Below are 12,863 nucleotides of genomic sequence, written 5' to 3' on the forward strand. Positions count from 1 at the left end.
GATTGTTCGCCCCGGTGTGGGTGAGACTGTCCCGGTGGCGAGCAGCGCAGAGAACCCCGACCCGACCTCCGACACCCCGCCCGGCACCACGGACCGCCCCGTCGGCGCCGGCGCAGCCGGGACGGTCGACCCGACCGCCGCCCGGCCGCTGCGCCGGGCCGACTCCGGCGGCGGCGCGATGCCCCGCTGGCTGCCCAGGGCGATCCTGCTGGCACTGCTCGGCGTCGGGCTGTTCCAGCTCGCCGACTGGGCCTTCCACCAGCTGATCGACCTGTTCGTGATGCTGCTGGTGTCGTTCTTCCTGTCGCTGGCGATGGAACCGGCCGTCGACCGGATGGCCGCCCGGGGGGTGCGCCGCGGGCTCGGCACCTTCCTGGTGTTCATCGGCCTGGGCCTCGCCGCAGCCGGCTTCCTGGCCTCGCTCGGCACCCTGCTGGTCGACCAGATCACCCAGATCGCCGGCAAGCTGCCGCAACTGCTCCAGGACCTGATCAACTGGATCAACCACACCTTCCACACCGAGCTGTCGCTCGACCAGCTCCAGCACCAGGTGCTCAAGGACTCCGGCACCATCGAGAAGTACGCCCAGCAGGCCGCCGACAACGTCTGGGGCGTCACCGGCACCGTCATCGGCGGGCTGTTCCAGGCCTTCACCGTCGGCCTGTTCACCTTCTACTTCACCGCCGAGGGCCCCCGGGTGCGGCGCACCGTCTGCTCGCTGCTGCCGCCCTCCAAGCAGGGCGAGGTGTTGCGGGCCTGGGAGATCGCGCTCGCCAAGACCGGCGGCTACCTGTACTCCCGGGCGCTGCTCGCACTGATCTCCACCCTCGCGCACTGGGCGTTCTTCGCGGTCATCGGCCTGCCGTACGCGGCGGCGCTGGCCGTCTGGGTCGGTGTCATGTCGCAGTTCGTGCCGACCATCGGCACCTACCTGGCGGGCGCGCTGCCGGTGCTGGTCGGGCTGACCGTGCGGCCGGTGGACGCGCTGTGGGTGCTGGTCTTCGTCACCGTCTACCAGCAGATCGAGAACTACCTGCTGCACCCGAGGATCACCGCGAAGACCGTGGACGTGCACCCCGCCGTCGCGTTCGGCGCGGTGATCGCCGGGGCCGCCCTGCTCGGCGCGGTCGGCGCGCTGATCGCCATCCCGGTCGCCGCGACGCTGCAGGGCTTCGTCGGGACGTACGTGCGCCGCTACGAGGTCGAGGACGACCCGCGGATCGACCGCGGCGAGGAGCGCCGCGAACGGCGGCGGCACACCGTGCGCCGGCTGCGGCGGATGGTCTCGGGCGGGACGGGCGGGGACGGGAACGGGGCCGGGGGCGCGGGCACGGGCAGCGGTGCGGGCGGGGAGCGCCCGGACGGGGAGCGGCGGGGGGATCCGCCCGGCGAGTGAGCGGCGGCGGGGTGGGGCGGCCGAGGTGCGAGACTGGAATCGAACGTGTGTTCTTTGTACTCTTCGGCGCGGAGTTTTCCACAGGCCGAGCCCGTCCGGAGCCGATTGTCGGTGGGACGCGCTAGCGTCGGTGACGATGAAGCGCACAGGACAGAACCCGAGGGTGGAAGCCATGGCAGGAACGGATCGCGAGAAGGCCCTGGAGGCCGCGCTCGCCCAGATCGAGCGGCAGTTCGGCAAGGGCTCGGTGATGCGCCTCGGCGAGAAGGCGAACGAGCAGATCGAGGTGATCTCCACCGGGTCCACCGCCCTCGACGTGGCGCTCGGCGTGGGTGGCATCCCGCGCGGCCGCGTCATCGAGATCTACGGCCCGGAGTCCTCCGGCAAGACCACCCTGACCCTGCACCTGGCCGCCAACGCCCAGAAGGCCGGCGGCACCGTCGCCTTCGTCGACGCCGAGCACGCGCTCGACCCCGAGTACGCCAAGAAGCTCGGGGTGGACACCGACAAGCTGCTGGTCAGCCAGCCGGACACCGGCGAGCAGGCGCTGGAGATCACCGACATGCTGATCCGCTCCGGCGCGATCGACCTGGTGATCATCGACTCGGTGGCCGCGCTGGTGCCGCGCGCCGAGATCGAGGGCGAGATGGGCGACTCGCACGTCGGCCTCCAGGCCCGCCTGATGAGCCAGGCGCTGCGGAAGATCGCCGGTGCGCTGAACCAGTCGAACACCACCGCGATCTTCATCAACCAGCTGCGCGAGAAGATCGGCGTGATGTTCGGTTCGCCGGAGACCACCACCGGTGGCCGCGCGCTCAAGTTCTACGCCTCGGTCCGCCTCGACATCCGGCGCATCGAGACCCTGAAGGACGGCACCGAGGCGGTCGGCAACCGCACCCGCGTCAAGGTGGTCAAGAACAAGGTCGCCGCGCCGTTCAAGCAGGCCGAGTTCGACATCCTCTACGGCGTCGGCATCAGCCGCGAGGGCGGCCTGATCGACATGGGCGTCGAGCACGGCTTCATCCGGAAGTCCGGCGCCTGGTACACCTACGAGGGCGACCAGCTCGGCCAGGGCAAGGAGAACGCCCGCAACTTCCTGAAGGACAACCCGCAGCTGGCCGACGAGATCGAGGCCAAGATCAAGGGCAAGCTGGGCATCGGCCCGAAGCCCGCCGAGGCCGAGGCCGAGGGTGTCGCCGCCCCCGCCCCCGCCGTGGAGATCCCGGCCGCCGCGGCCCCCGCCAAGGCCGCGGCCAAGAAGACGGCGGCCGCCGCCAAGAGCTGATCCGTTGACACCGCACCAGACCCACCACCCGGCACCGGGCCCGTCCGAGGACGGGCCCGGTGCGGGCGTTCCCGGGAACGGGAGCGAGAACGAGTACGGCCCGCCGGACTGGTTCGCGGCAGCGGGGGAGCCGTCGGAGCCGGTGGCGGGAGCGGCGGGGGAGCCCCCGGTGGATGAACTGCCCGGGCTGGTGCGGGCGTCCGAGCTCCCCGGCGGCCGCCGGCGGCGGCGCAGCGCGCTGGGGGAGCTGCCCGAGACGGCACCGGCGGTGGCGGAGCGTCCGCGGGCGAAGGCCGAGCGGGCGGAGCGGGCCGAGCAGACGGGGCGGGCCGAGGCGCGGGAGCCGCGGGAGTCGCGGCGCGGGCGGGCCGCCGTGCCGGAGGGCGATCCGGCGGAGCGCGCCCGGGACATCTGCCTGCGGCTGCTCACCGGGGCCGCCAAGTCCCGCAAGCAGCTGGCCGACGCGCTGCGCCGCAAGGAGATCCCGGACGAGACCGTCGAGCAGGTGCTGGACCGGCTGGAGGAGGTCGGCCTGATCGACGACGCGGCCTTCGCCGAGGCCTGGGTGGAGTCCCGGCACGCGGTGCGCGGGCTGTCCCGGCGGGCGCTGGCCCAGGAGTTGCGCACCAAGGGCGTCACCGGGGAGACCGCCGAGCGGGCCCTGCTGCAGGTGGACGCCGAGGACGAGACCGAGGCCGCCCGGGCGCTGGTGGCGCGCAAGTTGCGCTCCACCGCCGGGTTGGAGCGGGGCGTGCGGACCAGGCGGCTGGTCGGGGTGCTGGCCCGGCGCGGCTACGCCGAGGGCCTGGCGTTCCGGGTGGTGCGGGAGGCGCTGGACGCGGAGGGGGCCGAGGAGGAGGACTGGCCGGAGGAGGGGACGGACTGAGTGCCGGCCCCTGCTGCCGGAATCGAGCGGCGGTGGGATTTGATGACTGGAGATCAGATCGCCGGGGCCAATTCTCGATCGCATCTTGACCGTTTCGTAACCTCGGCCTAGCCTCACACTCAGTGGCAGGACGATCGCGGAGGTCGCCTCAGCGGCAGCGTGAGCAGGACGGGGAGTGGCCGGATGGGCATCGCTCAGGGCACCGAAACGGATTCCTCCCTGCTGCTGGCGGCCGGGGTGCTGATCGGGGCCCTGGTCCTGGTGCTGGCCGGCGGGTTCCTGATGCTCCGCCAACGCCGGGCCGAACTCGACCGCCGCGAGGAGCGGTTGACCTCCGAGCTGCACCGCCTGCACCTGCACGAGGACGAACTCGCCGCCCGCACCGCCGATTCCGAGCGGGTGCGCGGCGAACTCGCCGACCAGGCCGCGGAGAACCGCCTGCTGCTGGAGCGCACCGCCGGGCTGACCGCCGCGCAGGCCCGCGAGGAGATCGTCCGGGCCGCCGAGTCGGAGGCCCGCCGGGAGGCCGCGCTGACCGTCCGGGAGATCGAACGGCGGGCGGTCACCGAGGGCGAGGGCCGGGCCCGGGAGATCATCGCCGCCTCGATCCAGCGCCTGGCCGCCGAGCACACCGCGGACACCGTGCTCACCACCCTGCGGCTGCCCAGCGAGGACATGAAGGGCCGGGTGATCGGCCGCGAGGGCCGCAACATCCGCGCCTTCGAGGCCGTCACCGGCGTCAACCTGATCGTCGACGACACCCCCGGGCTGGTGCAGCTCTCCTGCTTCGACCCCGTCCGGCGGGAGAGCGCCCGGCTCACCCTGGAGGCGCTGCTGGTCGACGGGCGCATCCACCCCGCGCGGATCGAGGAGGCGCACGAGCGCAGCCGGGCCGAGGTCGAGCGGCTGTGCGTCCGGGCCGGCGAGGACGCGCTGCTGACCGTCGGGATCGGCACGGGCGGCGAGATGTCGCCCGAACTGGTCCGCACCCTCGGGACGTTGCGCTACCGCACCTCGTACGGGCAGAACGTGCTCGGGCACCTGGTGGAGTCCGCGCACCTGGCCGGGATGATGGCCGCGGAACTCGGCGTCGACCCCGAGCCGGTGCGGCGGGCCGCGCTGCTGCACGACATCGGCAAGGCGCTCAGCCACCGGGTGCCGGGCAGCCACGCCGCGATCGGCGCGGAGTTCGCCCGGCGGCACGGCGAGGCGGAGGAGGTCGTGCACGCGATAGCGGCCCACCACGGCGAGATCGAGGCGAAGACCGTGGAGGCCGTGCTCACCCAGGCCGCCGACGCGTGCTCGGCCGGGCGGCCGGGCGCGCGCAAGGAGTCGGTGGAGGCGTACGTGCGCCGGCTGGAGCGGCTGGAGGAGATCGCCCGGGCGCACGAGGGCGTCACCAAGGTCTACGCGATGCAGGCCGGCCGGGAGGTCCGGGTCATGGTGCAGCCCGAGGCGGTCGACGACCTGCGGGCCCAGGAGATCGCCCGCGAGGTCGCCCGGCAGGTGCGGGAGGAGCTGACGTACCCGGGGCAGATCCGGATCACGGTGGTGCGGGAGTCGCGGGCGACGGAGGTCGCCCGGTAGCGGGGCGCAGGGCGCGCCGCCCGCGCGCCCCGGTCCGCGCGTCCGGGTCAGCCCTTCGCGTCCTGCTGCTCCAGGCCGGGCTTGGGGACGAGGGGGGCGGCGAGGGCGTGCAGGGCCTCGGGGTGGAGGCCCGGGGTGGTGCCGAGCAGGTGGCCGTCGGGGCGGACCAGGAGGACGGTGTGCGGGGTGGCGCCGGGGTAGGCGTCGGTGACCAGGACCTCGGTGGGGACGGGGAGGGCGGCGGCGAGCTCGGCGAGGCGGGGCATCAGACCGGCGCCGAGCCAGTGCTCGGCGGACCAGACGGTGGTGCCGGGCGCGACCAGGACCAGCAGGAAGGGGCCGCCGAGGCGGGCCCGGAGGGTGTCGGCGGTGCCGTCGGCGGTGACCACCTGGAGGTCCGGGACCAGGACGCCGGGGGTGGTCGCCGAGAGCTGCTCGGTGAGTGAGGTGCCGCGGCCGGAGCCGCGCTGCTCGGGGACGCGCGGGGCGATGCCGGAGGGCGCGGCCGGGTAGGCGGGGGCGCCGCCGAAGCGGCCGGTGCCGAGCTGGCCGTCGGCGAGCAGCGGGGCGTGCTTGCGGAAGGGGCCGGACAGCAGCGAGCGCCGGGTCGCGGCCCAGCCGCGCAGCGGCCGCAGCAGCGGCATGCTCTGGTCGACGGCGCGCAGCCGGGCGCCGACCGCGCCGCGGCGTTCGGCCTCGTAGCCGTCGAGCAGCGCGCGGTCGGCGCGGTCGACGCCGGGCGGCAGGTGCCAGGCGAGGGCGAGCCGCCAGGCGAGGTTGTCGGCGTCGCGCAGGCCGTCGGCGAGGTTCTGCATGCCGAGCGCGCCGTGCAGGTGGGCGGCGTCGCCGGCCAGGAAGCAGCGGCCGGTGCGGAAGCGGGCGGCCAGGCGCTGCTGGTAGGTGTGGTCGGCGGCGGCGAGCAGCTGGTGGGGCGGGAGTTCGCCGCACCAGCCGGTGAGCGCGGAGGTGACCCGGGTGAGCAGGGTGTCGCCGGTGACGATGCCGGGCCAGGTGGCGTGCGGGTCGACCGGTTCGGTGGGCTGGGGGCGGCCGGGGGGCAGCCGCCAGTCGAGCCGCCACAGGCCGTCGGGCAGCGGGCGGGCGGAGGCCTCGCGGTCGCCGCGCCACGGGGGTTCGCGGTGCAGCCGGGCCTCGCCGGGGAAGGGCAGGTCGACCCGGACGGTGGCGACGGCGTGCCGGTCGACGGCGGGGCGGCCGGGGAAGCGGACCTTGAGCAGTCTGCGGACGGTGGAGCGGGCGCCGTCGCAGCCGACCAGGTGGCTGCCGTGCCACCAGGCGTCCTGCCCGGCGGAGGTGGTGCGGACCGTCACCCCGTCGCGGTCCTGGGTGAGTTCGACCACCTTGTGCCGCGGCAGCAGGCGGATCAGCGGCGTCGCGGCGACGGCGTCGCGCAGACCGCGCTGCAGGCGGTGCTGGGCCAGGTGCAGGACGGGTTCGCCGTCCAGCGGCAGGCGCAGCACCTCGGCGCGGCGGCGCCAGACGGTGAAGGCGTCCCAGCGGGCCGCGTCGGAGACGACCCTGGTGTAGCCGATCCGGGCCAGGAAGGCGGCGGTGTCGCCGCCGAGCACCACGGTGCGGGGGCTCTCGGCGCTGACGCCGGTGCCCTCGTCCAGGACGGTGCTGGGGACTTCGTTGCGGGCCAGGGCGAGCGCCAGGGCGAGGCCGACCGGCCCGGCCCCGACGATGATCACCGCGTCCATGCCGGGGCCTTCGGGCGGGCGGCGGCGGCCGCCGGTGCGTCATATGCCGGGTGGGAGGTCCCAGGTGGTGTCACGAAGAGCAATGCAACAGATCACCTGGGTGTCCGTCAAGCAGCGGCTGCGACGCGACGGTTCGCGCCGCGACGGCCGCGCGACTCCAGCCAGCGGGCCAGGCCGCTGAGCGCGAGGCACATTGCGATGTAGATCGGGGTGATCACCAGGACGACCGGGATGTACGGGTAGCCGTCGGAGTTGGAGGCGATCAGCTTGCCCGCGTACAGCAGCTCGGGGTACGTGATGATGTAGCCGAGCGAGGTGTCCTTGAGCGTGACCACCAGCTGGCCGATGATCGCGGGCAGCATCGACCGGACCGCCTGCGGGACGAGCACCAGGCTCATCACCTGGGTCTTGCGCAGGCCCAGGGCGTACGCGGCCTCGCCCTGGCCGCGCGGGACGGCGTTGATGCCGGAGCGGATGATCTCGGCCTGCACGGCGCCGTTGTACAGGACCAGGCCGATGACCAGGCCCCACATCGGCTCGGCGGTGAACACCGCCTGGTACAGCGCGAAGATCATGATGACCAGCGGCATGGCCCGGAAGAACTGGACCACCGCGGTGGACGCCGCGCGCACCGGGCGGTGGTCGGAGAGCCGGCCGGCGGCGAGCAGGGCCCCGAGGACCAGCGAGCCGACCGCGGCCAGGCCGAAGGCCTTCAGGGTGGCCAGCACGCCGTCGAGGATCCGCTGCTGGACGGCGGTGTACTGGAACGGGTCCCACAGCCAGCCGTCGAACTGGCCCTGGTCGGTCAGCGTGGTGACGACCCACCAGAGCAGCCCGGCGATGCCGAGCGCGCCGAGCACGCCGGCCAGCCGGTAGCGCAGCCGGGCCCGCGGGCCCGGGACGTCGTACAGGACGGAGGCGGAGCGGGCGCTCATCGGGCCACCGCCGCGCGCCGCTCCAGGGCGGAGAAGACCGCACCGATCGAGAAGCTGATCACCAGGTAGGCCAGGGCCAGCCAGAAGAAGAGAGCGAAGATGGCGTAGCCCTTCTCGGTCAGGGTCTTCTGGACGCTGAAGAGTTCGAACACGTTGAAGGCGCCGGCCACGGCCGAGTTGCGGGGCAGGGCGATGAACACCGAGCCCATCGGCGCGATCACCGCGCGGGCGGCCTGCGGCAGCACCACCAGGCCGAGGGTCTGGCCGAAGCCCATGCCCAGTGAGCGGGCGGCCTCGGCCTGGCCGAGCGGCACGGTGTTGATGCCGGAGCGCAGCACCTCGCAGACGAAGCTGCCGGTGTAGATGCTGAGCGCCGCCACGGCGGCGGTGAAGCTGCTGATGTGCAGGTCCAGTCGCGGCAGCACGAAGGTCACCGCGAAGAACATCAGGGTCAGCGGGGTGTTGCGGAAGATCGTCACCCAGGCGGTGCCGAACGTCCGCAGCACCGGGACCGGCGAGACGCGGAAGGCCGCCAGCACGATGCCCAGCAACAGGGCGAACAGGGCACTGAGCGCGCTGAGTTCCAGCGTTCCCAGGAACCCGCGGACGAACAGCGAGAAGTTGCCGTCCTCGAACGGTATGCCCATGCCGGCGGCCCTCCTTTCTCGGTATCGGTGTCAGCCGGGTGTCAGCCGGCCGCCTTCTCGGTCAGGTCGGGGATGGAGGGGGCGTCGGCGCCGGACAGGCCCAGGGTGGCGTCGTACGCCTTCTTCCAGTCGCCGTTCTGCTCGTGCTTCTTGAGGGCGTCGGTGATCGCCTGCTGCAGCACCGCGTCGCCCTTCTTCAGGCCGACGCCGTACTTCTCCTGGGAGAAGGTGTTGCCGACGACCTTGAGCTTGCCCTGGTTCTTCGCGGCGTAGCCCTTGAGGATCGCGTCGTCGGTGGTGACGGCGTCGACCTCCTTGGTGAGCAGCTTCTCCACGCAGAGCGAGTAGCTCTCGAACTCGGTGACGTTGGCACCGTAGGTCTTGATGTTGGTGACCGAGGTCGAGCCGGTGACGGTGCAGACCGACTTGCCCTTGGTGCTCTCGGGGCCGGTGATCTCGGAGTTGTCCTTGTTCACCAGCAGCGACTGGCCGGCGATGTAGTACGGGCCGGCGAAGTCGATCGTCTTCTTGCGGTTGTCGTTGATCGAGTAGGTGCCGACGTAGTAGTCGACCTGGCCGCCGGAGAGCGAGGTCTCGCGGGCGCTGGAGTTGATCGTCTTGAACTCGATCTGGTCGGCGGAGAAGCCGAGGTCGGCGGCGATCATCTTGGCGATCTCGATGTCGAAGCCGTTGCGCTTGCCGGTCTGCACGTCCTCGAAGCCGAGGAACGGCTGGTCGGACTTGGCGCCGATGCGCAGCTTGCCGTTCTTCTTGGCCTCGGTCCACACCGGCGAGCCGTCGAGCTTGGCGTCGGCGTTGACCTGGTAGGTCGGCAGCTGCGGGGCGGCCGAACCGCTCTTGGCGGTGTCCGTGTTGGGCGATCCGTCCTTGCCGCAGGCGGCGACCGCCGTCAGGGCGAGCACGGACAGGGCGGCGGCTACGGTACGACGGGCCTTCATGCGGTCGTTCTTCTCCTTGGTAGGGGCCATCGCTGGCTCCGGGCAAATTCGAACTGACGCTAGATCACGGTGGGGCTCAGTGGTGCAGGATCTTCGAGAGGAAGTCCTTCGCGCGGTCGCTGCGCGGCGCGGTGAAGAACGCCTCGGGGGTGTTCTGCTCGACGATCCGGCCGTCCGCCATGAACAGGACGCGGTTGGCCGCCGAGCGCGCGAAGCCCATCTCGTGGGTCACCACGACCATGGTCATGCCCTTGGCGGCGAGCGAGCGCATCACCTCCAGCACCTCGTTGACCATCTCCGGGTCGAGGGCCGAGGTGGGCTCGTCGAACAGCATCACCTTGGGGTTCATCGCCAGCGCGCGGGCGATGGCCACCCGCTGCTGCTGGCCGCCGGACAGCTGGGCGGGGAACTTGTCCGCCTGGGCGCCGACGCCGACCCGCTCCAGCAGCTCGCGGGCGGTCTTCTCGGCCTCGGCCTTCGGCACCCGGCCGACCTTCACCTGGGCCAGCACCACGTTCTGGAGCACCGTCTTGTGCGCGAACAGGTTGAAGGACTGGAACACCATGCCGACCTGGGCGCGCAGCCGGGCCAGCTCGCGGCCCTCGGCGGGCAGCGGGCGGCCGTCCACCTCGATCGTGCCGGAGTCGATGGTCTCCAGCCGGTTGATGGTGCGGCAGAGCGTGGACTTGCCGGAACCGGACGGGCCGATCAGCACCACGACCTCGCCGTGCGCGATCTCCAGGTCGATGTCCTGCAGCACGTGCAGCGCGCCGAAGTGCTTGTTCACCCCGCGCAGCGACACCAGCGGGGCGGTCCGGCCGTCCTCCGCCCGCTGCGGCTCGGCGCTGTTCTCGGTCATCGCGGCTCCGCTCCCTCGTCCTTGGGACCCGGGCCAACTCGCAGGGGCCGCGGAGTCGGTGATGGTCCGTCTGATGTCCGGGAGCCGGGGCCGGCGGAGCCCGTGGCCCCCGGACGGGGCGACTTTAGACAGGTACACGTCTCCCCGTCAGCCGATCTGAGCTGAACTTGAGGATCACGGTTCGGCTACGCCCGGTAGTCGGGAGGTAGCGGATACCGGCTGGGTAACGGACCGGGCGACCCGGTTGACCGGGGGGCGCCGGATGGGCATGGATGCCAGGATGGGCCGGTTCCCGTGCGGACCGGGCCACGACGACCGCGGCACGGGCCGTGGCGCCCGGAGCCCGGGCGCGCCCGAACCGGGACCGGACGACTCCAGAACGAACACCGCCGAAGGAAAGGGGACCCGATGCGCCTGCTCCTGGTCGAGGACGACGACCGCGTGGCCGCCGCCCTGGTCGCGGTGCTGAGCCGGCACGGCTTCCAGGTCCGGCACGCCCGCAGCGGCCACGAGGCGCTGGACGCGCTCGTCCCGGACGGCAGCGACCCGTACCGGGTGGTGCTGCTCGACCTCGGACTGCCCGACCGGGACGGCTTCGAGGTGTGCAGCCGGATCCGGGCCGGCAGCGGCGTACCGGTGATCATGGTGACCGCGCGGGCCGACATCCGCTCCCGCATCCACGGCCTCAACCTCGGCGCCGACGACTACGTGGTCAAGCCCTACGACATGGGCGAGCTGCTGGCCCGGATCCACGCGGTGGCCCGCCGCGGCACCCCCAGGCCCACCGAGGAGAACGGCCCCGAACCGACCGGGCCGCTCGCCTCCCGCGGCATCGAGATCGACCGCGAGCGCCGCCGGGTCAGCGTCCGGGGCCGGGACGTCCCGCTCACCCGCAAGGAGTTCGACCTGCTGGCGCTGCTCGCCCAGAGCCCCGGCGTGGTCTACCGGCGGGAGCAGATCTTCAGCGAGGTCTGGCGCTCCGGCTGGGAGGGCAACGGCCGCACCCTGGAGGTGCACATCGGCTCGCTGCGCACCAAGCTCGGCCTGCCCGGCCTGGTCGAGGCCGTCCGCGGCGTCGGCTACCGGCTGGCCCCCGACCAGCCGGAGAGCGCGCCCGGCGCCGCCCCCGGCGACGGCCCGGCGGGGCGCTGACCGTCCGTGCGCAACCGCCTGCTCGGCATCCTGATCGCCCTGATGGCCTGCGTGCTGGCCGCGCTCGGGGTGCCCCTGGCCTACCTGATCGCCGCCTCCGAGCAGTCCAAGGTGGTCGTCGACCGGATCGACGACGCCGCCCGCTTCGCCCAGGACCTGCCCACCCAGGGCCGTCCCAGCGCCACCGCCGTCAAGGGCGACCCGCAGCCCGGCCCCGGCGACAACGGCCGGCTGCACGCCCTCGCCAGCGAGGCCCAGCGCTACCACGAGCTGTACGGCGTCCGGATCGGCGTCTTCCAGCGCGACGGCAGCGCCGTCGCCGCCGCCCCCGACGGCTGGCGGCCCCCCGCCGCCGGCCCCGGCCGGCAGGCCTACCAGGAGTCGCTGGCCGGCCGCCGCAGCCACAACCCGCCGCAGGTCTGGCCGTGGACCCCCGACCGCACCCTCGCCGTCGCCCTGCCGGTGGTCCGCGACGGCGACGTGGTCGCCGTGGTGCTCACCGAATCGCCCACCGGCGGCCTGCGCTCGCGCATCCTGCACCGCTGGATGGTGCTGGCCGGCGGCGAGGCGCTCGCCATGATCGTCGCCATCCTGCTCGCCGTCCGGCTCACCGGCTGGGTGCTGCGCCCCGTCCGCACCCTGGACCGGGCCACCCACGACATCGCCACCGGACGGCTCGGCGCCCGGGTCGCCCCCAGCGGCGGACCGCCCGAACTGCGCCGCCTGGCCCGCTCGTTCAACGACATGGCGGACCACGTGGTGCTCGCCATCGACCAGCAGCGGGCGTTCGTCGCCGACGCCTCCCACCAGCTGCGCAACCCGCTCGCCGCGCTGCTGCTGCGGGTCGAGCTGATCGGCCTGGAGCTGCCCGAGGGCCACGAGGAGGAGATCGCCGCCGTCCGCGAGGAGGGCGCCAGGCTGGCCCGGGTGCTGGACGACCTGCTCGGCCTGGCCACCGCCGAGGGCTCCCGGCCCGAGCCCGAACCGGTCGACCTGGCCGAACTCGTCCGCACCCGGGTCGACGCCTGGCGGCCGCTGGCGGAGCGGCGCGGCGTCCTCCTGCACCGGGACGGGCCGCCGATGGCGCACGCCTGGGCCGACCCGATCGGCTTCGGCAGCGCGCTGGACGCCGTCCTGGACAACGCGCTGAAGTTCACCCCGGCCGGCAGCACCGTCGAGGTCGGCCTGCTGATCGGCAAGGACGAGGTCACCGCCACCGTCACCGACGCCGGGCCCGGCCTCACCGAGGAGGAGCTCACCCGGGTCGGCGACCGGTTCTGGCGCTCCTCCCGGCACCAGAACATCGACGGTTCCGGCCTGGGCCTGTCCATCGCCCGGACCCTGCTGCTGGCCGGCGGCGGCGCGCTGGAGTTCGAGCCCGCCGAGCCGCACGGGCTCACCGTCCGGCTGGTGGTGCCCCGGCGCCGCCGGTGAGG

Annotated in this window: 11 protein-coding genes; 6 read left to right on the forward strand and 5 right to left on the reverse strand. The window is 73.3% G+C overall.

Annotated features, from left to right (window positions below; translation table 11 throughout):
• Nucleotides 1-34: 34 nt before the first annotated feature.
• The 4 genes from OO48_RS05810 (at nt 35) to rny (ending at nt 5,154) form a co-directional block, all read left to right on the forward strand.
• Nucleotides 35-1,396 (forward strand): AI-2E family transporter, encoded by a 1,362-nt coding sequence (locus OO48_RS05810; protein ID WP_033213271.1) that lies wholly within the window; start codon nt 35-37, stop codon nt 1,394-1,396.
• A gap of 172 nt (nt 1,397-1,568) precedes the next feature.
• Nucleotides 1,569-2,681, forward strand: a complete 1,113-nt coding sequence (gene recA / locus OO48_RS05815; RefSeq protein ID WP_033213272.1) for a recombinase RecA — start codon at nt 1,569-1,571, stop codon at nt 2,679-2,681.
• Between the two features lie 169 nt (nt 2,682-2,850).
• The gene (locus tag OO48_RS34275; protein ID WP_051731777.1) at nt 2,851-3,567 is read left to right on the forward strand and encodes a regulatory protein RecX; all 717 of its coding nucleotides are present in this window, start codon (nt 2,851-2,853) and stop codon (nt 3,565-3,567) included.
• 183 nt (nt 3,568-3,750) lie between these two features.
• Nucleotides 3,751-5,154, forward strand: coding sequence for a ribonuclease Y (gene rny / locus OO48_RS35965; protein ID WP_033213273.1), 1,404 nt, complete (start codon nt 3,751-3,753; stop codon nt 5,152-5,154).
• A 47-nt stretch (nt 5,155-5,201) separates the two neighbouring features.
• Here rny and OO48_RS05830 read toward each other — a convergent pair whose 3' ends face one another.
• The 5 genes from OO48_RS05830 to OO48_RS05850 form a co-directional block, all read right to left on the reverse strand.
• Entirely contained in the window at nt 5,202-6,875 is a 1,674-nt protein-coding gene (locus tag OO48_RS05830; RefSeq protein ID WP_051731778.1) for an FAD-dependent monooxygenase, read from the reverse strand.
• Between the two features lie 107 nt (nt 6,876-6,982).
• Nucleotides 6,983-7,810: an amino acid ABC transporter permease gene (locus OO48_RS05835; RefSeq protein ID WP_033213274.1), complete on the reverse strand. Its 828-nt coding sequence runs from the start codon at nt 7,808-7,810 to the stop codon at nt 6,983-6,985.
• Nucleotides 7,807-8,457: an amino acid ABC transporter permease gene (locus OO48_RS05840; protein ID WP_033213275.1), complete on the reverse strand. Its 651-nt coding sequence runs from the start codon at nt 8,455-8,457 to the stop codon at nt 7,807-7,809. The genes OO48_RS05835 and OO48_RS05840 overlap by 4 nt, the downstream gene beginning before the upstream one ends.
• A 41-nt stretch (nt 8,458-8,498) precedes the next feature.
• Nucleotides 8,499-9,416: a glutamate ABC transporter substrate-binding protein gene (locus OO48_RS05845; protein ID WP_033213330.1), complete on the reverse strand. Its 918-nt coding sequence runs from the start codon at nt 9,414-9,416 to the stop codon at nt 8,499-8,501.
• A 76-nt stretch (nt 9,417-9,492) separates the two neighbouring features.
• Entirely contained in the window at nt 9,493-10,275 is a 783-nt protein-coding gene (locus tag OO48_RS05850; RefSeq protein WP_033213276.1) for an amino acid ABC transporter ATP-binding protein, read from the reverse strand.
• 408 nt (nt 10,276-10,683) lie between these two features.
• Between OO48_RS05850 and OO48_RS05855 the strand changes: the two genes are divergently transcribed.
• Together OO48_RS05855 and OO48_RS05860 are read left to right on the forward strand one after the other, a co-directional pair.
• Nucleotides 10,684-11,427 (forward strand): response regulator transcription factor, encoded by a 744-nt coding sequence (locus tag OO48_RS05855; protein WP_033213277.1) that lies wholly within the window; start codon nt 10,684-10,686, stop codon nt 11,425-11,427.
• A 6-nt stretch (nt 11,428-11,433) separates the two neighbouring features.
• Nucleotides 11,434-12,861 carry a sensor histidine kinase gene (locus OO48_RS05860; protein ID WP_033213278.1) on the forward strand — a complete coding sequence of 476 codons (1,428 nt, stop codon included), beginning with the start codon at nt 11,434-11,436 and terminating at the stop codon, nt 12,859-12,861.
• Nucleotides 12,862-12,863 lie beyond the last annotated feature (2 nt).

This window comes from Kitasatospora phosalacinea, from assembly GCF_000716545.1.
In the GTDB taxonomy this organism is placed as follows: domain Bacteria; phylum Actinomycetota; class Actinomycetes; order Streptomycetales; family Streptomycetaceae; genus Kitasatospora; species Kitasatospora phosalacinea.

Coding starts and splice junctions, on each gene's coding strand:
- recA (WP_033213272.1), top strand. CDS start 1,569: ATGGCAGGAACGGATCGCGAGAAGGCCCTGGAGGCCGCGCTCGCCCAG.
- rny (WP_033213273.1), top strand. CDS start 3,751: ATGGGCATCGCTCAGGGCACCGAAACGGATTCCTCCCTGCTGCTGGCG.
- OO48_RS05830 (WP_051731778.1), bottom strand. CDS start 6,875: ATGGACGCGGTGATCATCGTCGGGGCCGGGCCGGTCGGCCTCGCCCTG.
- OO48_RS05835 (WP_033213274.1), bottom strand. CDS start 7,810: ATGAGCGCCCGCTCCGCCTCCGTCCTGTACGACGTCCCGGGCCCGCGG.
- OO48_RS05840 (WP_033213275.1), bottom strand. CDS start 8,457: ATGGGCATACCGTTCGAGGACGGCAACTTCTCGCTGTTCGTCCGCGGG.
- OO48_RS05845 (WP_033213330.1), bottom strand. CDS start 9,416: ATGAAGGCCCGTCGTACCGTAGCCGCCGCCCTGTCCGTGCTCGCCCTG.
- OO48_RS05850 (WP_033213276.1), bottom strand. CDS start 10,275: ATGACCGAGAACAGCGCCGAGCCGCAGCGGGCGGAGGACGGCCGGACC.
- OO48_RS05855 (WP_033213277.1), top strand. CDS start 10,684: ATGCGCCTGCTCCTGGTCGAGGACGACGACCGCGTGGCCGCCGCCCTG.